The 24,832-nt window shown below is 34.9% G+C and carries 26 protein-coding genes; all 26 read left to right on the plus strand.

Annotated features, from left to right (window positions below; genetic code table 11):
- The first annotated feature begins 6 nt into the window (after positions 1–6).
- The 26 genes from ACE01N_RS14695 (at position 7) to ACE01N_RS14820 (ending at position 24,445) form a co-directional block, all read left to right on the plus strand.
- The gene (locus ACE01N_RS14695) at positions 7–2,514 is read left to right on the plus strand and encodes a glycoside hydrolase family 95 protein (RefSeq protein WP_380590508.1); all 2,508 of its coding nucleotides are present in this window, start codon (positions 7–9) and stop codon (positions 2,512–2,514) included.
- A 63-nt stretch (positions 2,515–2,577) separates the two neighbouring features.
- Positions 2,578–5,292, plus strand: a complete 2,715-nt coding sequence (locus ACE01N_RS14700) for a pectinesterase family protein (protein ID WP_380590511.1) — start codon at positions 2,578–2,580, stop codon at positions 5,290–5,292.
- A 362-nt stretch (positions 5,293–5,654) separates the two neighbouring features.
- The gene (locus tag ACE01N_RS14705) at positions 5,655–6,752 is read left to right on the plus strand and encodes a TlpA family protein disulfide reductase (RefSeq protein WP_380590514.1); all 1,098 of its coding nucleotides are present in this window, start codon (positions 5,655–5,657) and stop codon (positions 6,750–6,752) included.
- A 205-nt stretch (positions 6,753–6,957) separates the two neighbouring features.
- The gene (locus ACE01N_RS14710) at positions 6,958–7,341 is read left to right on the plus strand and encodes a DUF6864 domain-containing function (RefSeq protein ID WP_380590517.1); all 384 of its coding nucleotides are present in this window, start codon (positions 6,958–6,960) and stop codon (positions 7,339–7,341) included.
- Positions 7,334–7,618, plus strand: a complete 285-nt coding sequence (locus ACE01N_RS14715) for a hypothetical protein (protein ID WP_380590519.1) — start codon at positions 7,334–7,336, stop codon at positions 7,616–7,618. Before ACE01N_RS14710 ends, ACE01N_RS14715 begins: the two co-directional genes overlap by 8 nt.
- Positions 7,619–7,733: 115 nt before the next feature.
- The gene (locus ACE01N_RS14720; RefSeq protein ID WP_380590522.1) at positions 7,734–8,408 is read left to right on the plus strand and encodes a fibrobacter succinogenes major paralogous domain-containing protein; all 675 of its coding nucleotides are present in this window, start codon (positions 7,734–7,736) and stop codon (positions 8,406–8,408) included.
- 131 nt (positions 8,409–8,539) lie between these two features.
- A complete protein-coding gene (locus tag ACE01N_RS14725; RefSeq protein WP_380590525.1) occupies positions 8,540–9,454 on the plus strand; it encodes an alpha/beta fold hydrolase in 915 nt (304 codons plus the stop codon).
- Positions 9,455–9,645: 191 nt separating this feature from the next.
- Entirely contained in the window at positions 9,646–10,518 is an 873-nt protein-coding gene (locus ACE01N_RS14730) for an SMP-30/gluconolactonase/LRE family protein (protein WP_380590528.1), read from the plus strand.
- 231 nt (positions 10,519–10,749) lie between these two features.
- On the plus strand, positions 10,750–11,898 hold the full coding sequence (locus ACE01N_RS14735) for an alpha/beta hydrolase (RefSeq protein WP_380590531.1): 1,149 nt from the start codon (positions 10,750–10,752) through the stop codon (positions 11,896–11,898).
- 15 nt (positions 11,899–11,913) lie between these two features.
- Positions 11,914–12,333 carry a WD40 repeat domain-containing protein gene (locus ACE01N_RS14740; RefSeq protein WP_380590534.1) on the plus strand — a complete coding sequence of 140 codons (420 nt, stop codon included), beginning with the start codon at positions 11,914–11,916 and terminating at the stop codon, positions 12,331–12,333.
- Positions 12,334–12,378: 45 nt separating this feature from the next.
- A complete protein-coding gene (locus tag ACE01N_RS14745; protein ID WP_380590536.1) occupies positions 12,379–13,386 on the plus strand; it encodes a DUF5700 domain-containing putative Zn-dependent protease in 1,008 nt (335 codons plus the stop codon).
- A 35-nt stretch (positions 13,387–13,421) separates the two neighbouring features.
- Positions 13,422–13,889 (plus strand): GNAT family N-acetyltransferase, encoded by a 468-nt coding sequence (locus tag ACE01N_RS14750; protein WP_380590539.1) that lies wholly within the window; start codon positions 13,422–13,424, stop codon positions 13,887–13,889.
- Positions 13,890–14,072: 183 nt separating this feature from the next.
- The gene (locus ACE01N_RS14755) at positions 14,073–14,432 is read left to right on the plus strand and encodes a VOC family protein (RefSeq protein ID WP_380590541.1); all 360 of its coding nucleotides are present in this window, start codon (positions 14,073–14,075) and stop codon (positions 14,430–14,432) included.
- A 246-nt stretch (positions 14,433–14,678) separates the two neighbouring features.
- Positions 14,679–15,488 carry an AraC family transcriptional regulator gene (locus ACE01N_RS14760; RefSeq protein ID WP_380590544.1) on the plus strand — a complete coding sequence of 270 codons (810 nt, stop codon included), beginning with the start codon at positions 14,679–14,681 and terminating at the stop codon, positions 15,486–15,488.
- 294 nt (positions 15,489–15,782) lie between these two features.
- Positions 15,783–16,340 (plus strand): hypothetical protein, encoded by a 558-nt coding sequence (locus ACE01N_RS14765; protein WP_380590547.1) that lies wholly within the window; start codon positions 15,783–15,785, stop codon positions 16,338–16,340.
- A gap of 104 nt (positions 16,341–16,444) precedes the next feature.
- Positions 16,445–16,960 (plus strand): Crp/Fnr family transcriptional regulator, encoded by a 516-nt coding sequence (locus ACE01N_RS14770; RefSeq protein ID WP_380590550.1) that lies wholly within the window; start codon positions 16,445–16,447, stop codon positions 16,958–16,960.
- A gap of 63 nt (positions 16,961–17,023) precedes the next feature.
- The gene (locus ACE01N_RS14775; protein ID WP_380590553.1) at positions 17,024–17,509 is read left to right on the plus strand and encodes a hypothetical protein; all 486 of its coding nucleotides are present in this window, start codon (positions 17,024–17,026) and stop codon (positions 17,507–17,509) included.
- 51 nt (positions 17,510–17,560) lie between these two features.
- Positions 17,561–18,127: a Crp/Fnr family transcriptional regulator gene (locus ACE01N_RS14780; RefSeq protein WP_380590556.1), complete on the plus strand. Its 567-nt coding sequence runs from the start codon at positions 17,561–17,563 to the stop codon at positions 18,125–18,127.
- A gap of 75 nt (positions 18,128–18,202) precedes the next feature.
- Positions 18,203–19,039 carry a DUF6544 family protein gene (locus ACE01N_RS14785; protein ID WP_380590559.1) on the plus strand — a complete coding sequence of 279 codons (837 nt, stop codon included), beginning with the start codon at positions 18,203–18,205 and terminating at the stop codon, positions 19,037–19,039.
- Positions 19,040–19,113: 74 nt separating this feature from the next.
- Positions 19,114–19,746, plus strand: a complete 633-nt coding sequence (locus tag ACE01N_RS14790) for a LysE family translocator (RefSeq protein WP_380590562.1) — start codon at positions 19,114–19,116, stop codon at positions 19,744–19,746.
- A gap of 262 nt (positions 19,747–20,008) precedes the next feature.
- A complete protein-coding gene (locus ACE01N_RS14795) occupies positions 20,009–20,854 on the plus strand; it encodes a class I SAM-dependent methyltransferase (protein ID WP_380590565.1) in 846 nt (281 codons plus the stop codon).
- Between the two features lie 10 nt (positions 20,855–20,864).
- On the plus strand, positions 20,865–21,614 hold the full coding sequence (locus ACE01N_RS14800) for an alpha/beta fold hydrolase (protein ID WP_380590568.1): 750 nt from the start codon (positions 20,865–20,867) through the stop codon (positions 21,612–21,614).
- Positions 21,615–21,798: 184 nt separating this feature from the next.
- On the plus strand, positions 21,799–22,542 hold the full coding sequence (locus ACE01N_RS14805) for a hypothetical protein (protein WP_380590571.1): 744 nt from the start codon (positions 21,799–21,801) through the stop codon (positions 22,540–22,542).
- Between the two features lie 269 nt (positions 22,543–22,811).
- On the plus strand, positions 22,812–23,306 hold the full coding sequence (locus ACE01N_RS14810; protein WP_380590574.1) for an energy transducer TonB: 495 nt from the start codon (positions 22,812–22,814) through the stop codon (positions 23,304–23,306).
- Positions 23,307–23,360: 54 nt separating this feature from the next.
- Positions 23,361–23,714 carry a hypothetical protein gene (locus tag ACE01N_RS14815; protein ID WP_380590577.1) on the plus strand — a complete coding sequence of 118 codons (354 nt, stop codon included), beginning with the start codon at positions 23,361–23,363 and terminating at the stop codon, positions 23,712–23,714.
- Positions 23,715–23,878: 164 nt separating this feature from the next.
- The gene (locus tag ACE01N_RS14820) at positions 23,879–24,445 is read left to right on the plus strand and encodes a methyltransferase family protein (RefSeq protein ID WP_380590580.1); all 567 of its coding nucleotides are present in this window, start codon (positions 23,879–23,881) and stop codon (positions 24,443–24,445) included.
- Positions 24,446–24,832 lie beyond the last annotated feature (387 nt).

Genomic DNA, 24,832 nt, shown 5'->3' on the forward strand with positions numbered 1-24,832 from the left:
TCATAAATGATACAGGTTAACAAAATATTCAAACTATCGTTTCTGGTTGCTATTGGTTTTGGCCTTTGGAGTTGCTCGGTAAGGGACAGGAATGAAGAGAATGAGATGAATCCAATGAAACTGTGGTATGAAAACCCAGCTCAGGTTTGGGAAGAAGCGCTACCTCTTGGAAATGGTAGACTGGGGGCCATGGTATTCGGATCAACCGGGACAGAACAGATACAACTGAATGAAGAAACGGTTTGGGCTGGTGAACCGGGGAATAATCTGCCAAAAGGGTTTAAAGAAATCCTTCCTGAAGTCAGAAAACTTATCTTTCAGGGTAAGTATAAAGAAGCTGAAGCGCTTACAATGACAAGAATACCCCGGCATGCGCCTGAATGGAATAACTACGGGATGCCATACCAGACGGTTGGTGATTTACTCATTCATTTTCCGGGCCATGAACATTACACTAGTTATTACCGGGAGCTCAATATTGAGAATGCCACAAGTTCAACTACCTATGAAGTTGACGGGGTGACGTACAAACGGGAATATTTTATTTCAGCTCCTGATCAGATCATGCTGATCCGCTTATCTGCAAGTGAACCGGGAAAAATCAGCTGCGATATTGACGCAACAACACCTCATACAGTTTTTTCTAAAAAGGTTGAAGGGAAAAAACTTATTCTGTCCGGGAAAAGCGAGGATGCAGATGATAAAACAGGTAAAGTTGATTTCGCCACAGAGGTTCAACCAGTTCTCGTGGGCGGAACTCTTACTGATGACGGTGAAAAACTGACGATACAAGATGCCGATACCTTAACACTATTTGTATCCATAGGCACAAATTTTATAAATTATAAAGATATCAGTGGTGATGCATTTGCAAAGGCCGAATCATATCTTAAACCAGCCATTAAGAAGGACTATTCTTCTGTGAAATCAGATCATATTAAAGATTTTCGCTCTTACTTTGATCGCGTAACTCTTGATCTTGGGGCAACAGATTCGATTAAGAATCCTACGGATCAAAGAATAAAAGATTTCAACAGCGGCAACGATCCGCAGCTGGTTGCACTTTATTTCCAGTTTGGACGTTACCTGCTCATTTCTTCATCCCGTCCGGGAACGCAACCGGCAAACCTTCAGGGCATCTGGAATGACAAACTTAGTCCGCCCTGGGACAGCAAATACACCATCAACATTAATACTGAGATGAACTACTGGCCGTCTGAAATTACAAATCTGCCGGAAATGAGCGAACCCTTGTTTGCAATGGTTGAAGATCTATCGGTTACCGGGCATGAAGCGGCTGAAAAAATGTATGGAGCCCGTGGTTGGGTTACACATCATAACACAGATATCTGGCGAATCACAGGTCCTGTTGATGGTGCCTTTTACGGCATGTGGCCGATGGGCGGTGCCTGGCTGAGTCAGCATTTATGGCAGCATTTTCTGTTTAATGGAGATACGGCTTTCCTGAAAAAGGTATATCCGGTACTCAAGGGTTCTGCCATGTATTACGTGGATGTCCTTCAAAAGGAACCGACTCATGGATGGATGGTAGTAGCACCATGTATGTCTCCTGAAAACAGGCATCCCGGGGGCGCATCAATGGCAGCAGGAAATACAATGGACAACCAGCTCGTATTTGATGTATTTTCGAACCTGATGCATGCTGCTAAAATACTGAACGTTGATAAAAGTTTTGCAGATACAGTTAATACCCTTTTCAAACAATTACCACCAATGCAAATCGGACAATTCGACCAGCTACAGGAATGGTTGCAGGACTGGGACAGGAAAGATGACCATCACAGGCATGTTTCTCACCTTTATGGATTATTCCCGGGCAGTCAGATTTCTCCGTTCAGGACACCGGAACTGTTCCGTGCAGCAGAAAATTCATTGATTTACAGAGGGGACAAATCCACAGGCTGGTCTATGGGTTGGAAGGTAAATCTGTGGGCAAGATTACTGGATGGAAACAGGGCATATAAACTCATTCAGGATCAACTCACTCCTGCCCCCGAGGAAAAAAGCGGGCAAAACGGAGGAACCTATCCTAATCTGTTTGATGCACATCCTCCGTTCCAGATTGACGGAAACTTTGGGTGTACTTCGGGTATAGCCGAAATGCTGGTTCAATCGTATGACGGTGATATTTTCGTGTTACCGGCTTTGCCCGATGCATGGCCCGAAGGCTCTGTAAAAGGATTAAGAACCAGAGGCGGTTATACAATTGATTTGGTATGGAAAAATAAAAAAATCAGTAAACTGACCATCTATTCTGCCCTCGGTGGAAACTGCAGGATAAGAGTTGCAAATGCGCTTAAAGGTAATGTTGAATTGAAACCGGTGGAACCGGGAACTCCGAATCCAAACCCTTTATTTTATACGGAGAATGTTAAACAGCCTTTGATCAGTGAAAAAGCAGATTTGCAGGGCTTACAAATTCCACAAACATCTCTGTTTGATTTTGAAACGGCGAAAAACGGGGTATATAATTTTACGTCAATCATAAATTAGAGCAGGAAAAACAGGATGAAGCATTCTCCACATAAGAATTATAAATAACAAAAATAGAATATTATGAAACTTAAATTTACACTTTTATGGGCATTTCTGATCTTATGTTCTGCCCAGTCTTTGTTTGCCATTGATGCAGATATGGTAGTCGCTCAGGACGGTAGTGGCGACTTCACAACAATTCAGGCTGCAATTGATGCCGTTCCATCCAACCAGACTGATCGCAGAACGGTGATATTCATAAAAAATGGGCTGTATAACACCGAAAAACTAATCATCCCTTCAAATAAGTTAAACGTAACGTTTATCGGGGAAAGCCGTGATCAGACCATTATTTCCTATCACATTTACGATTGCACCAGCCCAACATCGGGTAATAAATGCCCGGCAGAAGATGCACTGTTATGGACCGGTGAGGTGATAAGGACCTCTGCAACACTAACCATCATGGGAGAAGGATTCAGGGCAGAGAATCTGACTATTCAAAATACAGCGGGCCCTGTAGGTCAGGCTCAGGCAATTACAGTTCGGGCAGACAAATGTGTTTTTATAAACTGTGATTTAACCGGATACCAGGATACCATATATTTCTGGAATGACGGGATCAGATGTTATTTCAAAGAATGTCTTGTACTTGGACGTACAGATTATATTTATGGTGATGGTATCGCATTTTTTGATGCATGCGAAATAAGAAGTTATGGCGGTGGATATATTACAGCACCTTCAACACCTCAAAGTCAGGCTTACGGATTTGTGTTCAGCCATTGTGATATAACGTATACGGACGGAAGTCCACAGCCAACCAATGATGGTCAAAGTTTCAGACTGGGCCGTCCCTGGCACGAATATCCGAAAGTGGCCTGGCTCTACTGTGATATGACTGGAATGATCAACCCTCAGGGATGGGGTGACACCTGGAATATGGATTATGCCGCTACCAGCCCTGATCTGCATTTATACGAATATATGAATACCGGTGCCGGCGCCGATATGAGCGGACGTGCCAGCTGGGTAGGCTTAAGAGCTCTTACAGAAACTGAAGCTGCCGACTATACCGCGGCAAAGGTATTAAACGGCAACGATGGCTGGGCACCTTACGAAGATGCTCCTCTCGTTACATCTTACCAGTGGGACAACGGAGGTTCTGATAACGGATGGCTGACTGCAGAAAACTGGGATCCTGACGGATCACCGGCTTCAGCCGAAGTGGCTAATGTATCCGGCCAGGTTACTGTGGATGCCAACGGAGGAACTTTTGCTGCTGATATGAACCTTACAGGCGGAGCAGAGCTGAATATTACCGCCAACAGTACAGCCGCATATATTGCCGGTGAGGATGCCACAATTTCATCGTCTTCAGATGTAACACTGAGTGGTAAAATTGCGACAAAGGATACCATCATCATTGCCACCACTGCAAACCTGACAATTGATGCCAAACTAAGTGGCATACATAAAATAATAAAGCGGGGAAGCGGAACAGTTATTCTGACCGCAGATAATACAGACTTCTCAGGTCTTTTTATTGTAGAAGAAGGAACACTGGATGCACAAACAGAAAATTCCCTGGGCAAAGCAGGCGTGGAAGTTAAAAACGGGGCATCCCTGAAAGTTGAGAATGATGCGGCTTTCTTCCCTGAGTCATCTTTAAGTGTTGTAACAGGTGGGACACTTGATCTTTCAGCAACTGTTACCCTCAGCGAGTTTTACATTGACGGAACATTGCAGACCGTTGGCAGTTATAGCGCCACAACCAATCCCTCCATTATTACAGGAACAGGATCCGTTGTTGTGGGAAGACCAAGCACTTTTTTGTTTTCAAGCGGAACGTGGGACAATGTCAGCAGTTACACTCCGGCTATTTTACCGGAACAGGGTGAAACAGTTTTATGTGAAGGTGAAATGGAAACCGCATCAACCACGAATGTTGCCAACGTAATATTTGTAAAAAACAAAGGGAAATTAAGATTGAGGGGACAGCACAAGTCTACCGGTACGTTGACCTTTGAAGGCAACCAGAGAATATCGTATGCCACCAGCGGAACAGGCTTTTCTCTGGAGGCCCCTATTATCATTCAGGATGACATCAGTTTTGAAATGAGCAGCGCTAATTTAGGCGGGAGTACAATGGAATTAACCGGAACTATTGTAGGATCAGCAACCGTTAGTGTAAAGAACACGCGCTCTGATGTAAGCAACAATTCCAAAGTCTGGCTGGGCGGAGATAATTCAGGATTCAGTGGAACCTGGGATGTAACAGCTCATGCGAGCAATGCGTCGGGTCTTGTTGGTATTATTGGTGCAAGTGCGAATGCCATGGGAACAGGAAGTATCCTGATCGGACAGGATAATTATGTACAGTTCGATCACGCTGAATGTACCTCATCCGCCAATAACCTTGTGTTAAACCCTGGGGCTAAAGCCACCGTTACTGCCGATATCGTTGTAGGATCACTGACACTTGGCACCACAACCTATTCTACAGGTGTTTTTACAGCGGCATCCAATCCCGAATATATTGAAGGAAACGGCAGTATAACACTGGAGCCTAATGCATTGCATCAGCCATCGATATCAGAGTTCAGCGCATATTACAAAAACGGACAGATAATACTAAACGGAAATGCCGAAGAGCTTAGGATCATTACCATGGACGGTAAAGTGGTTCATGAACAACATGTAACAAATAACCAGGTAAATATTAATCTGAACACCGGTGTTTACCTCTTAATAAACGAAAACAACAGTTTGTACAAACTGGCTGTGACTAACTAGCATATTTATTCTTTATTAAAAAACCCAATTAAGAGAGGCATCCCGATTACGGGTGCCTCTTATTTTTTAATTAAATTTTGTTTGGTATCACCACTAAAAGTGCCATTAAACAGGAATTACAGTCCATTAAAATTAAACCCGAAAACTCTGTCTGAATTAACCATAACAGCCTCTTGTATATATCTGTTTTATTAGCTATTTTTAATGACCTGAATTTTAAAAAGTTATCTCTATGCAACTCACACAAAACAGACCAAAGTTCAGCATTATCGACTTTCTGGGTAGGATAAACGTAATAAAGTTCAGTATATATACTAGTTGTACCACATTTTGAGATGAAAATATTACAAAAATTAAACGAAGTGAAAACTAAATTGCCTATCATTTTACTTCAATATCTTTTGATTTCAATGTCCAGCAATGCAAAAGTTCATACAATCTACATGAATATTGAAGGGATAAAGTTTGATTCGATTCATTTGAATATGAATGTACCTGGGAATTTGGTATTGTATAACGGGGAAACCTCCAATCAAATAAACTGGACTTTTGAAATACCGGATTCAACATTCATCGAATATTATGTAAACACTTTTACATGCTTTGAAACAAATCAGAGTGGAAAACCTTATAAATCAGTATTAATTTTCAACTCAGATACATTAAAAAGCAATGCGATATTTATGAATAATAGCGATAGCATACCTGTAAATCTAATGTTTTCAAATAAAATTCCCGAAGGAGATTTTATAGTTTCCAATTTCTCCGTTGAAAGTGGTACTGATCCTGAAGTCCCTTTATCTCTGTTGTTTTACAGAAAGTATTTTGATTGGGCAGAAGGTTCTCTCTCATACGACGAAATAATTAATAACTACTTGAATCTGGTAAAAAAGTACCCAGATTCTTATGCTCTGGCTAAAACAGTAAAAATGATGATTGATTGGCCACAAGCAGAAGATGCAAAAAGAATTTATGATCTTTTCTCTGAAAGGATAAAAGCTACAGATCAGGGACAATATTTAAAAAATTATATCGAACGTAAATTACATTTTAAAGTATTTGAAAATATTAAGTTGCCGAACTGGGAAACTGAAAAACCTGAATACATTATACAAGATACTTCAAAATACTGTTTGGTAGTGTTTTCTGCGTCATGGTGTGGGCCTTGCCATGAACAAATACCAGTACTGAAAGAAATATATAACGAACTTGGTTCAAAATTAGACATCGTATATGTTTCAACTGACAGAAAAAAAACAATGGCTGCATGGAAAGACTTGATGATTAAAGAGAAAATACCTTGGAGAAGCGTACTAAGCGGATATGAAAACGGACAAGTAAGCATTAAATATTTTGTCACTACTATTCCATGTACATATCTTGTACATCCCGATAGTTCTTTTGAAGAATTGGATGTCCGTGACAAAAAAATTAGGGAGAAATTAAGAAATGAATTATGAATTAATAAAAACGTGGTACAACACGCAGTCATACTGCATGGCAGTACTTTTAAATAAAATATTTCAACATTCGCAGTCGGGCTATTTCGTCCTGACAGTTCCTTTCCCGTCGGAAAGAAACTGCCACGACAGCATACTGCGGGAACGTTGGGCGTAATGAAAAGCCCTGAATCGTACCATAAACATTAAAAAACACTATATTATTATGAAATTAGGTATTGAAATCAAAAGTGGAAATTTAGAACTTAGTCTAAGTGGGTCTTTAGTTACAACCTCCTTAGAAAGAGTTCAATTAACATTGCTTGATAATGGAGCTCCTCTTGATCTCTTTCTAGATTTCAAGAATGATAGTTCAAATCCAGAAAAATTTCAAAAAACAGCTAAAAAGATTGAGGGTAAAAATGCTATTAACATAGTATTTACTAACTATAATAATCCTCTTGGAACTTATACTGCTCAACCATGGCAAATTGGTCACGCTTTTAATAGAGAATTATTTTTTTGTTTTGTTATTTATGGATTTGATAATTCTAATGTAAAAAAAATTGACTACTCTTTTTATTTAGGAAAGGAGGTAAAAAATGGCTAGTGTAGATATTAAAACAGATATTCAAGTACCAGATGAGATTAAAATTAATCTTATTCGTGAGGATTACCTTGATACTAGCAATATTTTTAGAATTGTTTTTGAAATTTGCTTAGCCATTGCTGGAACAATTTTAGGTAGTATAATTTCAATTTTAAATAGTAAAGGAAGTGTGCCCTTTATGGATTGGTTTTTTTTAATTGTAATGATAATCGGTTGTATTTCATTTTTGACACTTTCGATTAAACATTATAATAATTCAAAATGTAAACCAAAATAATTTTCACTACGCCCAACAGCCGGTCATAGTGCATCCCGATGTACATCGGGACGACAGCATACCGTGGGACCGTTGGGACACATTAACGAACTCAAACATTAATAACTGACTATCTATGAAGAAAATTTTGATGATAATATTGATAGGGTTTTTTATTGTTTCGTGTGAAAAGGATAATGATAATAACATAGTAACAGATCCTGATGGGAATGTGTACAAAACTGTAACAATAGGAGCCCAAATATGGATGACTGAAAACCTTCGCACTACAACATATAATGATGGCACAAGCATTCCATTAGTAACTTATGCTAATGAATGGTCATTATTATCAACACCCGCCTATTGCTGGTACGACAACGATCGGTCCTCTGCTGCTAGTGGTTATGGTGCTTTATATAATTGGTATACCGTTGAAACCGGGAAACTGTGCCCTTCCGGTTGGCATGTTCCGAGTGATGAAGAGTGGAGAGTTTTAGAAGACTATATTACAGAGCAGGGATACGATGGTACTGAAGGAGCTGTTCTTAAAGCCACCTCAGGTTGGAAAAGAGACGAAAATGGAACCGATAATTATGGTTTTTCTGCCCTTCCTGCTGGAGGCCGCAGCTACGACGGTGGAGCATTCCACCCGTTGGGCTACTTCAGCTTTTGGTGGAGTAGTACGGAGGACGATAATAACGCTAACTACTATCGTCTCGGCTACGACTACATCTACAACTACGACGGCATGAAACAGGAAAGTGGAAATAAGGCCTACGGTTTCTCTGTACGTTGCCTCAGAGATTAAATGATGAGAATAAAAGCCCTGTTACAACACGCTTTCATAGTTGCATCCCAATGTATATCGGGACGACACCATACCGCGGAAACGTTAGCAGTTATTGACTGAAGATAAACACTTAATATATTAAAGAAAAAATGAAAAAAATTCTAATGTTGATTTTACCAAGCTTGATGATATCATTGACAGTATTTTGTCAAGAGGATGGATTTATAGAAACTGACAATGGAGTTATCCATTATAAAAAGTTTGGAACTGGAGAACCTTTACTGATAATTAATGGGGGGCCTGGTTTGGATTGTGAAGGTTTTACTCCACTTGCCGAGTTATTGTCCGATAAATATATGACCATTCTCTATGACCAACGAGGAACAGGAAAATCAGAATTAAAACAAATTGACAGTACTACAGTTACAATGTCCCTTATGGCAAAGGATATGGAAACAATCCGCAATTATTTTAAGATTGATAAATGGATTGTGTTGGGACATTCTTTTGGAGGATTTATGGCTGAATATTACGCCACTTATTATCCTGAATCTATAAAAGCAATGATTCTGTCAAGTACGGGAGGGATTGATTTGAAGATATTGGACTATTTTAAAGCTAATATTCAAATTCGATTAAGCCAGACTGAAAGAGATTCCTTAAAATATTGGAGTAATGAAATAAAACAAGGTGACACCAGTTACATTGCGAAATATAACAAGGCACGGTATTTAGCATCTGCATATTTATATAATAAAGAGTACATACCAAAACTTGCACAGAGATTAGCTTTTGGTGGTTATCCACAAATAACTTCATTGGTTTATAAAGACCTATTTAAAATAAACTTCGATTGTAAAGAATCATTAAAAGATTTTGCAAAACCTGTTTTAATTATTCAAGGAAGACAGGATTTAACTGGTGACGGTGTTGCTTATGAAGCTCATTTGATTCTAAAAAATTCATCGCTTGTTTTTATCAATAAAAGCGGACATTATAGTTGGTGGGAACAGGAAGAACAATATAAATCTGAAGTTAGAAAATTTATAGCGTCACTTGATTGATAGAATGAATAACCAACAACTGCTAATACGGTATATACAAAATGGGCGGAATTGTTCTAAAATCAAGGGCAGTAGCCCGCTTTAAATTTTTACGGTTTGATAAGTTTGAAGCCCGCAATCGCCCACATTTGCATACACTTGTCCGTTGTGTTTCATGCAAAGAAAATAACTACTAATACATTAGGACAATAATGAAAAAACTAAGATTCAATAAAAAGATTGTGTTAGGATTTGCATCTTTTCTTATTATCATGCAGTCATATTTAAATGCTTACTGTCAAGTAACCAAAGTTTGGGAAACAACCCCACTATTTATGGCATCCGAATCGGCTGTTTTTGATGCAAAGCACAATTGCATATACGTAAGCAATTTCAACGATCAGGGAGGTTTTATTAAACAACAAGACACGTTACACAATGAATTTATTTCAAAACTCGATTTAGATGGTAATATTCTCGATTTCAAATGGATTGAAAATCTGCATAACCCAACCGGATTATATATTTTCAAAAACAGACTCTACATTGTTGAGCGTGAAGGTTTAGTGATTGCAAACCTCAAAAAAGCTAAAATTGAAAACCGTATTTCTGTTCCTGAAGCGAAATTTCTCAATGACATTGCAGTTGACAAAGATGGTACAGTTTATATTGCCGATACCTTTAAACCATGTATTTTCAGGATTAAAGATGGACGCAGCGAAATTTGGTATTCTGACTCTTTGATGAATTCATCCAACGGATTATTGATTGACAACGGTTGTTTGTTGGTAGGGAATAGAGGTGCTGAGAATTTATTATCCATTTCATTAAAAGATAAAAAAGCGAGGGTAATATCAACAGGTTTATCAGATAATATTGATGGCATTAAAAAATTCAAAAATGGTTACTTGCTATCGTGGAAATCGGAACTATATTCTTACGTCAATGGAAACAAAACCATATTACTTAAACTTGAAGACAAAAATGATTTCGTCGCTGATTTTGATTTTATTGAAGAAAAGAATTTGATTATCGTTCCATTGTTAATGTCGAATAAAGTTATTGCTTTGAAACTTGATGATTGATAAAAAGCACGAAAACACAACAAAGATGTGTATAGTGCATGATGGTTTAAGAGGTTTGCGAGCATTTGTTCTCGCATCAACTTTTTCCACAGTGGATATGAACGCACTCCGAAAACCCGACCGTTTCATACCGCAAAACCGTTAGCAACATACAAAAACGGCATTCCAGATAATTTTTTGTTAACTAAAGAATTAGTTGTATTTTTGAACTAAATACTTAGTTGAATGGTTATGAAAAAGCAAATAATTCTTTCATTCATTTTTTTTACTCTATTAAACTATGCACAAGCTCAAGAGACCGGAGTTGTCAAAGAAATCTATTTGAAATCACCAAGCGTTGATTTAAATATTTTGGGAGATACAACATCAAAGAAGGTTCTTATTTATTTACCACCTTCATATAAAGATTCAAATAAAAAATATCCGGTAGTTTACTTTTTAACCGGATATGGGACAGAAGTGGATATAATATTTGACCAAGGATTAAAACTGAATAAATTTCTGGATAAAAAAGCAAAATCAGGAGAAATTAATGAAATGATTATGGTGGTTGCAACATCTAAAATCAGATTAAATTATAGCAAGTTAGAACATTCTCCATATACATGGGGAGCATTTTATGTTAATTCTGAGGTGACAGGAAACTGGGATACATTCCTGGCAGATGAGTTGGTAAACTATATCGATTCAAATTACAGAACCATACCAAATAGAGAATCCAGAGCAATTACAGGTCATTCAATGGGGGGATTGGGCGCCATAACCATTGGATTCAATCATCCTGATATATATGGAACAATCTATTCGATAAGTGCAGGGATAATTGGTGTTGATGACTTGGAAACAAGCTGGATGTTTGCTACTGACGATGAAAAAAACAAATCTATTGATTTAATAAATAAACTTTCGTTACCAAATGCTGACTTAAATGATTACAAAAAATCACTAACTGAATTCATCGAAGACGATACTATTTTTAATGGTAATGTTATTCTTTCGTTTGCCTATGGTTCTGCTTTTATGGATAATACTAAATTGAATCCCCCTTATTTTAATTATCCATTTGAACGTAAAAATGGTAAGATTGTTAAAAACAACAAGGTTTGGAACGAATGGAACAATAGACTTACCAATTATAAGACTTTGATAGATAATTACAAATCAAAGAATATTCAGATTGATAATATTGTTTTGGAATTTGGAACAAATGACAATAATAAACTTACTCAAGGAAATCCGGCATTTTCAATCTTGTTAAATAACAACAAGATACCTTATGAATTCAAATACTTTGCAGGTGGGCATGGAGATTTGCTTCCAAGGTTACAAGATAATATGTTTCCATATTTGTCGAAAAAAATATGTGTTTTTGGTAACTAAAGCATTACACCCAATATGAAAAATCCAAAGTTATCTTTGGTTTTAATATCTATATTTCTGGTATTAAACAGCTTCAAATATTCTGATGAAATTGTCCGGGTACCAGAAGGACATGAATGGAGCATTACCGATGTTGATATCAACGAAAAAGGTAATTTGCTTTTATCGGGTTCCTGGGATAAAACAATGAAATTATGGGACGTATCAGTAGATAGTGCAATATATACATTTTCAAATCATGAAGAAATGATTTGGGATGTAGCATTCATCCACGATGAAAAATATGTTGCCAGTTGTTCATGGGATGGAAGCATCAATATTTGGGATTTAGATTCAAAAAAGCTACTTCGGGTATTTTGGCATTCACCGAAAATAGAAAAAATACAATACGAACCTTTTTATCAAAAACGAACAGTTCCCAATATGTGTAATTGAATTGATTTTAATCACGAGACATCCAATACTAAATAAAAACAAAAAATGAGAAGCATACTAATAATTTCGATTTTTCTGAGTTGTTTAGATTATCTCCCTTTGAAATCTCAGCAAGTCAATGATGATAAGAAAAGTACTTGTTCTTGCCTCCAGTCAAAAATTCACTTTGATATTTCTTCTATTGAGAAGATAGTAATTCATCCTGATGAAATAATTTCTAATCCTGATTCTTTTTGGGCCAAGGATTCAGCCTATCGAATGGTGAAGCAATGGCATAAAAATATTTCATTTCCTGTACCCATGGATCAATGGAATAAATGGATGCTGGACTTAAAAGCTGTTCCTGTAAATGAAAGAGTGATGAATCCTCAGCTTATTGCTGCTCAAACAACAATGGGGAAAGAAAAGGAATTTAATGAAAAGGCAATTCCATATATTTGTTCGTTTTTACCTGAAGATTGTCCGAAAATCACCACAACATTCTATTTTACTACAGCTATTATGGCTTCTGGTTTTCAAATGGATAACAATATAGTCATTTATGGAGCAAATGCTGATAAGGATAATTTGTTTATTCACGAATTGTTTCATCGTGGGTTCAACCAATATGACCATTTGAGATTTTGTTCCAACCATAAGGATTCATTAATTTCTAAGATTTATGTTGACATCCAGAATGAAGGGATGGCTACATATGTCGGATACAAAGCACTTAAGGATTTTCCACATTGCCGTACCGATATGTTAAAAGATGATTATAAAATGTTTGAGAACATCGAAGATGTAAAATTGTTGCTTAATACCATGAACGACGTTTTAAAAAAGGTTTTTACGTTACCTGAAAAAGAAATAAATGATTCTCTTTGGCAGGTAGGTTCTACGGATAGAGCATACTACGTTGTAGGGTGTTTCATGGCTAAAACAATAGATGATAACCTGGGAAGACAAGTTTTGATAGAAACTATTTCTTTAGCACCTCAGTCATTTCTTGAAAGATATAATTCATTGGTTGATGAAAATTTTAAAGTTTTTGATATTTACACTCAAAAATGATTAGTAATTATTAGACTGGAATATAAATAATAATTATGATGGATTCAGTTTCAATTATTGAATATTCTGATAAATATAAAATAGATTTCAAGTTGTTGAACCTTGAATGGATTGAGAAAGATTATATTGTAGAGCCTACAGACGAAGAGGTATTATTACACCCTGATGAAAGTATAATTGATAAAGGAGGATTTATTTATTTTGCGAAGATGGGTGATAAGATTATTGGAACCTGTGCACTTTTAAAGATTAACGAAAAAACTTTTGAAATAGCAAAAATGGCTGTAACTGAAAATTATCAAAGACACGGGATAGGGAAAATACTAATGAATAAAATATTAGATAAATCAAAAGAACTCAAATTAGACAAACTAATACTTTACACTCATACAAAACTAGAAAAAGCCTTAAAAATGTATAATAAATATGGCTTTCATGAGATACCTAAAGAAGATTTCCATAATAATCGTGCTAATATTAAAATGGAATTAGAATTAACTTAATTAAAAATGCACATCCCACCAACACAAGGTCACTGTCCATCATAATGTATATCGGGACGACGCCATACTGCAGGAATCTTGTGGGTAATACTCGTCAAGATATGTCGCAATTTTACAATTTTAGCAAGTCGATAGAAAATATTTTTGCATTGTAACTTGATTTTAAACTAAAAGGAAAAAACAATGACAAAACTAATTTCATGGGTAGAAATCCCAACGACTAATTTTGAAAGAGCTGTGAACTTTTATAGTTCAGTATTGAAAATTGACTTGCAAGCGATTGATTACGGTCAGGAAAAGATGGCTTGTTTCCCGAATGGAGAGGGCGCAATTTCCTATGCGCCTAACTTTAAACCTGGCAAAGATGGAATATTAGTAAGTTTCAATGTTGAAAAGGATATGGATGGAGCAATCGATAGGATTAAAGAAAACAAAGGGACGATTATTCATCCCAAAACGAAGATTGAGGCGGAAGGCAGAGGTTACTTTGCATTATTTATTGATTGTGAAGGGAACAAAGTAGGGTTATACGGAGATGAATAATTAAAGGACTAAGAAGAGGCTGTCCCAAAAGACAAACGAAAATATTTTGAACTTATAAATTGTAAGCAATCTTTATTTTACCCCTCCAAACCTCCCCTAAAGTGGGAGGCTTTAAGTCCCCTTCAGGGGATTTAGGGGTAATTTTGTTAACACTACTTACAATCCGTAAGGAAAGAAAATTCTGTTATCACTTTTTGGACAGCCTCTTCTTGATTTCATTAAATTTGTATTACTGATCGATATTAAATGGAATATATTATTACCAAACCATCATTACCGTTATCAAAATTCATAAAATATTATTGGACGATTGAGAATTGTATTCCTACCAATCAACTACATACTCAAAGGATTGTACCAAACGGATTGTTAGAGCTGATGTTTTATCTGGGTGACAGACCAGTTTCTATTGATAATACTAAATCAATTAACGAAAATGCCATAATAACGGGACACTTAAAAGAATTTTATGATATTAACGTTTCCGGAAGATTATCATTATTTTCAATATCTTTTAAACCTCATGGTTTGAGTATGTTTTTCGATATCCCTCTAACTGAAATTTACAATCAAAATGTTCCTTTCAAGTACCTATTCAAACACGATACTTTTGAACTTGAGATAAAACTTTTTGAAGCAAATTCATTCATCGAGAGAATAAAGATTATTGAAAACTATCTTCTTAAAATCTTAAATAAAACAGCCAACAAATATGATTATAAGAGAATTGAGCATAGCATTAATTTAATTAATCAAAAAAGAGGAATAGTCAATGTAGATTTTCTTGCTTCAGAAACTTGTCTCAGCCGTAAACAATTTGAAAGAATTTTTTCGTATTACGTTGGAACTTCTCCAAAACAATTTTTGAAAACTATTCGATTTCAGAATTCACTTGACAATAAATCTAAAAATAAGTCCGCAAATTTAACAGACCTAACATATAGTTGTGGATACTATGACCAAGCACATATGATAAATGATTTTCAAAAACTGACTGGATTGACACCCAGGCAATATTTTAATGAATGTGAACCATATTCAGACTATTTTCAGTGATTATTAATAAAACATATGCACACAACATGTGACCATTGTGTATGTGGTTTTGTTTTAACCTCTAAATCCATATCTCTTATAACTACGCTGTAGGTTATTTATATATTATAAATACCTGTTAGTTCTATATTTTGGAGAATAACCAAAGGAGCTACAGGAGCGAAAAAAAGATTATCTTTAAAAACCAATAAAATTTGATAGCAATCAATATTAAAACTTGAACTATAACTAATGTTTTGTCATAATTGCGGATTTAAAACTGAGAATACCTTTTGCCCGGAATGTGGCACAAAAATGGTTGAACCTGATTCTAAAATCATTAAATCGTGGAGAAAAGAAAATGATTTTGAGAAAGTTGCGAAACACCCGGATGTTCTGGAATTAATCTCCAATCACGCAGGATTTTCAAATAGTAAAATAAATTCCGGGTATTTAATAGATAAGTTTGATTTGGTTTTTGGAACTTTTACCGGAATATCTCCAAATTTTATTATGGAGATTGCTTTGCCAATATACCGTAAGCTAGGGCTAAGAACAGGGAAAAAAGATAAAATCATCTTTGATGAGTCTGTTAATGACGTCTTTGTAAAAGTGCTCTGTGCAGTTTCAGCGAATAAAAAATTAGAATTTAAAGAATTTCATCAGGCACAAGACGGTTTATTAATTATTAGCAAGATAAAATCAGACTTTTTATCCAGTGAGGGAAATTTAACTATTGAACTACAACAAACTGATAATGGTGTTATTGTGAATATTAATGCGATGGTTAAAGGACAACTTTATGATTATGGCAAATGCAAAAGAATAGTTTCAAAAGTATTAACTGATTTGAAAACTATTGAACTGAAATAAAAACTGGTGGTAACAAACCGTCGTAGTGCATCCTGATGCACATATGGACGACAGCATACAGAGAGGACGTTAGCAGATATTGTACAACGATACAGAAACAAAGCATGTTAAATGAATCTTTACATATAAAAATTGAATTAAAGAAAGGTGAATTCTTTGTAAGAAATGGTCAGCAAAATTATAAAATTGGACAGTGTTTAAAAGGAGTATTAAGAGGATTTACTCAAAATAATGAAGGAGAAGAGGTGACGACGCACTTCTTCATTGAGAACGATCTGATTTCAGGAAATTATATTCCAAATATTCCAGCAACAATAAATATTCAGGCTTTAGAAGATTGCCTGATTTCTGTAGCGAGTTATAAAGAGATTTTTTCTTATGTGAATACTGACAAGGAACTAACAAATATTATCCTTGATAATTTTCAGAAACTTAGCAAACAGAATAATTCAAGAATAGAAGCTTTAATCACTGGTGATGCTATGACTAAATATAAATGGTTTCTTTGTGAGTATCCAAATCTCTTGAATAGAGTTCCGCATTATTACATTGCAAGTTTTCTTGGAATAACACCAACTCAATTAAGTAGAACAAGAAAAACCTTTTCTCAACAAATGTAAATGAAATGCACAAAGAACACTTTTAATTTTGCGTCAGAATTTATTAATGCAAAATAAAGTATCATGAGAATTGAAAAGCCAAACAGAGTAACTCATTCCTATGAACAAACGATAAATGGGAAAATAGAAGAAATTATGCCATTATATTGTCCTGTTCGGGAATTGGATTGGTGTGAGAACTGGAATCCCAAACTAATCTACAGCACCTCTGGATTAGTAGAGAAAGACTGTATTTTTATTACACCACAAGGAGAAACTGACATCGTTTGGATAGTGACTGATTACGACACAAGAAACGGACATGTAGAAATGTTTTACCATATACCGGATGTCCTTGTCACTAAGTTAGAATTTCAGGTGACAGCCATAACAGAAAATAAGTCAAAAGCTGTTCTGAATTATAGTAAAACCTCTTTAAGTAATTTGGGCGATAAGATTTTAGATGAGTTTACCAGGAAAGAGTATGATATAATGATGGATTCCTGGGAGAAAGCAATGAATCATTATCTAAAAACGGGGAAATTATTAACCGGATTACCTAATTTCTAATATCTTTAAAATAGTGTAAAATAAAATACAACAAACCACTAACAAAATAGAATGATACAAGAAATCATTAATTCTGTATGCCCAATTTCAACAAGTTCCATCACGAAACTTGAAGAATTGGCTCATTTTGAAGACATTAAAAAAGGGGAAACCTTTATCAAAAGAAACAAAAAGGATAAAAAAGAATACTTTGTGCTTGAAGGTGTGTGTCGTAGCTACCTGGTAAACCCTGAAGGAGATGAAATAACCCTATCCTTTTTTATCTCAAATTCAATATTATCACCTAATACTATCAGAACTAAAAATGAACTTTCTGTATTTAACTTTCAAGCATTAACAGAAGTAAAAATAGTTTCTATTGACACCTGCGAATTTGAAGAATTGATGATTAGCAATCTTGAAATAAGACAATTCGGCAATTTTGTATTGCGTAATGAGTTAGCTGTTAAAATAGAAAAAGAAATAGGATTAGCTACTCTAACAGCAAAAGAACGGCTCATCAATTTTCGCAAACAGTTCCCTAATCTTGAAAACCTTATTCCACATTCAGATATTGCATCTTACCTTGGTATAACAAATATTTCACTAAGTAGACTACGAAAAGATTTGGTTAAATAAATACTTCTTATCATTTGTTAATGGAAATAGCATTTTTATTCAAGAGTTTTGTAATCGAACTGAATACAAAACATTATGAAGCAGATTGCTTTAGGTATAATTTTAATAACTACAAATTTATATTCACAGAATATGGAAAAAGTATTTAATCAAGCCGTAGCAGCAGAAATAAATAAAATTGAAAAGATTGAGACCAGTATACTTACCGAACAGGATATGACACATCTGCCTGATATTGTTAAGAAATACCTTAAATATGTTGGTGCAGTTGGGAAAGAAAAGGTGTTAACTTTAAGGGCAGAATGCTCCGGGGGGATTCGTAATGATCCCAGGGCCCCATTTATGAAAATTAAAGCGGTTCAATACAATTTTTATAATGATAATCCTGCAAGGTTATTTTACATTGTAGCAAAAAAGATCGGTCTTTCTGCAAAAGTTGCTCATATATATAGAAATGAAACAGCTTCAATGAAAGGGAAGCTATTAGGTATTTTTACTATCGTTGATGCAAAAGGTGAAGAAGCAAATAAAGCTGAAACTGTCACAGTTTTTAACGATATATGTCTTTTAGCTCCGGCATTATTAATCAGTAAAAACATCGAATGGAGTGTTATAGACAGTTTAACTGTTAAAGCAAAATACACGAACAGAAAAATATCAATTGAAGCAAAATTATTTTTTGATAATAATGGAAGATTAATAAACTTTACGAGCAAGGACAGATACGAAACAAAAGATGGAAAGGTTTTTTATAATTATCCATGGCAAACTCCGGTAATCGAATATAAGATTATTAACGAACTCTACTTACCGTCCAAAATAAAAACCATTTTTATACACCCCGATATCGAGTTTTGTTATGGCGAATTCGAAGTTGATAAAATTGAATACAATTGTCTTGAGCTTAAATAAGTAAAAGCACATTGTTATATCACGCGGTGTAGACATAAGAAAAACCTGAAATACAAGCTAAGGAAATTTATAATATGGCAGACATACAAAATTTATTACTGTTTATTGGATTATCCTGGGTATTAATTGCTACACCAGGTCCCGATTTGATATATGTGCTTACCAAAGGTATCGCAATAGGAAAAAAAGCGGGACTAATTTCTGCTACAGGAGTTACTCTTGGGATTATTGTTCATACAATTTTTGCAGCACTTGGTCTTTCTGTGATTCTTAAGACATCAGCACTTGCTTTTATGATTGTTAAAATAATTGGCGCTGGATATTTAATTTATTTAGGTATAAAAACTTTGATCAATAAAGAAAACCTAAATCTGAATAATAAAGAGCATAAGCCCTCAGATAGAGAAATTTTTACACAAGGACTCCTTTCAAATACTTTGAATCCCAAAGTTGCCCTTTTTTTTATGGCTTTTTTACCCCAGTTTATAAAAACAAACGGAACAGAAATAACCCCGATTCCCTTTCTTATTCTTGGAACCATATTTGCACTATTCACATTGATTTTTTTAGCAACATTGGGATATTTCTCCGGTGCTGTTGGACACTACTTAAAGGCAAAAGATTCGGTTTCAAAATGGATAAAAAGATTTTCAGGCAGTGTGATGATATTACTAGGAATAAGACTTGCTTTTATAAATCAGAAATAAATGATAATAATAAATGCGAAAGAAAATACCATTTGTGGCTGTTAAGCATGATACTAATAATTGGTAGATATTCATACTATTCAACAGAAAAATATTCTTACTTTTGTAGTGCTTTGAAAACTTTATAATATATATCCGAATCCCTGTTCAGGGATAATACGCAAAGACATTGATAGTATATCATCGTCAATTTAAAAGTGCGTATACTTTTAGCATTTTTTTATTTAATTACATCTCAAAGAGATACTTAACATTTATTAAAATGAGAATATCAGATATTATTTCAAAGTCTGAAAAGCCCGCTATTTATGAAAAGGGGAACTCCTTTATGTGGACAGACCAACATATTTCAAAGCAATTATTAGAAATTCATCTTAATCCGGAAATAGACCTTGCCAGTCGTAAAATGTCAACCATACAAGAAACAGCAAACTGGATTTTAAATACACAAAAAGAAAAAGGGAAGCTGAACATTCTTGATTTGGGTTGTGGACCTGGCCTTTATTCAGAAATTTTTGCCCGAAAAGGGCATTGTGTTACAGGAGTCGATATTTCGAAGAATTCTATTGTTTATGCCCAAAAATCTGCAAAAGATAAAAACCTTGATATTGAATATATCAATGACAGTTATCTTGAAATTGAACCCGAAAGCGATAAATTCGATTTGGTATTATTAATTTATACTGATTTAGGAGTATTACTGCCTGAGGATAGAGACATGCTGTTAAAAATGATCTATAGGATCCTAAAAAATGAAGGTGCATTTATTTTTGATGTTATTAGCGATAATTTACTTGAGCAAAAAGCTACACCTAAAAGCTGGGAGGTGAATAAAATTGGCTTTTGGAAAAACAGTCCTTATGTAGCACTATCTGAATCATTTTTATACAAGGAACAAAAAGTGATTCTATACCAACACCTTATTATTGATTCTGAAGATAGAATAAAAACCTATCGTTTCTGGACTCACTTTTTTAATACGGAAGAATTAAAACTTATGCTTAAGAAGCATGGGTTTGTAAATATTTACCACAGAAATGACATTCTACCGCAGGAAGATATTTTTAGTGGAGAAAATGTGATTTTTACTATAACAACAAAACAGTAAGGAGGTTAAAATGGCATATTTCAATTTCGAAAATTTAAAGGTCTATTACAAAATTAAGGGGCATGGCATGCCCCTTTTATTGCTTCATGGCAATACGGCATCATCAAAAATGTTTAGTTCTTTGGTTAAGCAATACGCCCGGGAATTTCAGGTTATACTTTTAGACTTCCCTGGTCATGGAAAATCTGACAGGCTTAATGAATTTGAAACTGATTTTTGGTTTTACAATTCAAAAGTTGCTTATGCCCTGATAAATGAATTGAAGTTAGAAACTATTTCCGTAATTGGGACAAGTGGAGGTGCTTTGGTTGCAATTAACTTAGCATTGGAACATCCGGAGAAAATAAAATACCTGGTAGCAGATAGTTTTGAAGGAGAGCATCCCTTATCTTCATTCATCAGCTCAATTGAGTCGGATAGAAAACGAGATAAGAAAAAGATTTTAGCAAAATTATTTTGGTTTTATTGTCATGGTGTTGGCTGGAAAAAAATAGTTGATTTAGATACAAAAATGAATATTGAATTTTCAAAAACAGGAAAATCATTTTTTCACAAATCAATCCGTGATTTAAATGTTCCGACATTAATAACAGGAAGTATGGAGGATGAATATTGTGATCATCTTGATAAAATTTACGGTGAGTTAAAAGAAAAAAACAAGGATCTGGAGATTCATTTATTTGATAAAGGGAACCATCCTGCGATAATTTCAAGTAGAGACAAATTTCTATATTTAATAAAAGAAAGATTATTTACCTAACAGTAAAAATAATTTTTCTTTTATCATAGCGAAGAATATTTGTTTTGCTATATGCCAAGTTTTCATTTTAGAATCAGGCAAAAACAATAATTATTGGTGTTTTTTTTATTCAAAATTTTCTTTCAATGAACTTAAATATTAAATTTGAAGTATTACACTATTAAACAATTTAAAATCAACGTTTATGAAAAAAACTTTACTACTTAGTACTTTATTGATTTTTTCTGCAGTTATAACAACAAACGCGCAAAAAATCTGGAATTTCACCCAATGGAGCCAGGCAACAATTGACAATTGTAATGCTGATGCAGCAACCTGGGAATGGGTAAGTGAAACCCGTTTTCAAAATGCTATTGTTATCGATGCTGAGACACCATTAACTGCAAATGGTGTTGAAATTGAAGAACTGCAAGGATTAACTTTTGGTAACCTGAATGCCGGTAAGTTTAGAATTGATCATCCGGTTGATGGTGTAAGTATAGGTCGTTTTATCTTAAATGGATCCAGTCTTTCTATTAATGTCCCTGATTGTAAAGCTGGTGATGTAATCAGGTTGCTTGCGATCTCGGCCAATTCATCTGATGAGCGTGGTTTTACAGCAACCAATGCAACACGAACCGGCGGATTGGAGCTTACAACTGAATTAAATGAAAATGTTTTTTCAGTTGATGCTGATGGAACTGTTGTTTTTACAACTACCGGAGGTATGCAGGTTAGGTATTTAACTATTAATGCAGAAATTCCTACTTCTGTTAAAACAATTACTCCTGCAAATTTAGAAGTTGTTCGAAACGTTTTTTATAATTTGAACGGACAGTACGTTGCAGATGATTTTGAATCACTTCCCGGAGGGATTTTTATCAAGAAAACTTTCTTTGATAACGGAACATCTAAAGTAACAAAAATTGCAAAAGTTCAGGCCCAATAGTGGGTTTGATTTCCCGTATTCTAGTGCAGTAAAGATAATTATGCACTATACCCGGGTGAAAAAGATAAACATAATGTGATCTGAGAACATTGCTGAAACATAATAATATTTAGCGCTATGTTGTAAGTAATGGCTCATTCTAGCATAATGTTTGAGGTGTCGGCTCTCGGCAGATTCCCTCGTTCTTCAGGAACGGAATCTATCGAAACCCGGCACTTCTCATTCACAAACTGTTAGTATCCGTTTTACTGAAATGAACACCTGCTAATATGAAAAAAATTAGAATTATCCTCTTTTCATATTTACTGATAGCATGTACAAATCTATTAGGTCAGATTAATTCTATTGATTCATGCAACTGTGAATATGATAAAGATATTGTTTTCGGAGGGTTTGAAAGGATGGCTTCTTTCCCTTGTGGCCAGGATTCAATGTTTAAATTCATAGAAAGAAATATAACATATCCGGAAATAGCAAAAACGAAGTTAATTCAAGGCACGGTCTATATTCAATTTTGTATAAATAGAGACGGAGAACTAAAGAAAATTAAAGTAGTAAAAGGCACATATGATATCTTGAATAATGAAGCTTTGAGAATAGTAAAGAAGATGCCAAATTGGAATCCAGCTATAAAACGAGGAAAACCTGTTTGCTCAAACTTTATGCTTCCTATCAACTTTAAGCTTGACAGTCCTTCAAAACGACAAATCAGAAAAGAAAAAAGACGAAGAAAAGATAAACTAAGTGCTAACTGTCAGTCATAGTGCATGAACATCTATTATCTATACAACCATACTTTTTATAAGTAGTCAACTGAAATGAGTAAATTCAGGCCTGAAGGCAGAAAATATTATAAAACAGGTGTTTCCGGATATATCGGAGCGGGCAATAACCCCCTGGTATATAGCAGAAGTTCTGTTCCTTCCTTTGCAAAACTAAAACAACTGTATGGCGATCATCTTGAAAATTATCATCATGAGCAACTAACCTCAAACGATAAAGAGGAAATCTCAGTAGAACTTAAAGAAAAGATTAGAAACCAGATAAAAAAAGAAATCAGAGCAACTTATCGAAGGCGAATTGCAGCTTTGACCATAAGTTTAACTTTTGTGTTATTAGTCATTTTTGTTCTCTATAAAGTTGTAGTACATTTCTTTCCATCCCTGGTATAATATGCAGATATCCTGGTGATTATTAAAATCTACTTTCAATATAATTTTACTTTTATCCCATTACCAGGCTAAAGGACCAGAACATAATACCCTTAAATTAATTTTGTCCGTTAATCAGAAAAAAATGTACTGGCGAATTTAATCGAAATACCTACATTTGTTAAATGAATTACATATTTCTTGTTATATGGAGCCTTTGGTTCTTATCCGAAATTTTGCTGAACCGCATGATGGGTTCGAAGCAAAGCCAATCAGTGTCAAAAAGTCATGATCAAAACTCTTTGCGTTTCATCTGGATAACTATTTTTATTTCCATTACCGCTGGAATAATGTGTAATATATATTTCTATTTCCCTCTTATAGAGTCACCATGGGTTAACTATGCCGGATTATTTCTAATTATCGCAGGTATGATTTTCAGGTTCATAGCCATTTATACACTTGGAAAGTTTTTTACTGTTGATGTTGCTTTTAAAGAATCTCAAAAGTTGATTGATACAGGATTATACAAATACATCCGGCATCCATCCTATACAGGGTCTTTACTATCCTTTTTTGGATTTGGCATATCCTTAAACAATTGGCTGAGTGTAATTCTAATATTCATACCTGTTTTGGTTGTCTTTATGTATAGAATAAAAATAGAGGAAAAACTGTTATCAGAGAAACTTGGTTCAAGTTATACCGAATATATTAAACATACTAAACGACTCATCCCCTTTGTCTATTGATAACTGTTCCACACATTTGGGGATCAGCCTGAATACCGAAAACATTTAAACCTCACATCAGATTCTGTCAATTTTCGAAAGGATGATAAAAAAAGCTGACCCTTACCTGGCCAGCCTTTCAATTTTAAGTAGAAAACTAATATTACCTAACATTCAGTTTTGTAACAAAGGAGTTGTTACGAAGTGATTTCAGGATGTAGATACCCTTATTTAAATCACTTACATCTATATGGTCGTTCAGATTATTCACAAATTGTTCTTAATATTATTAAATCTCTAAAAAAACAAAACTTACTTCAACAGAAATATCTGGTATTGTTTACACCTCTAAAATTAAGAATAAATCATTATATCAGAGCACTTCAGATAATTGGCGCATGTACCAAA

The sequence above is a fragment of the Quyinboa ferrireducens genome (assembly GCF_042436675.1).
GTDB lineage: Bacteria > Bacteroidota > Bacteroidia > Bacteroidales > UBA5342 > JBHJHP01.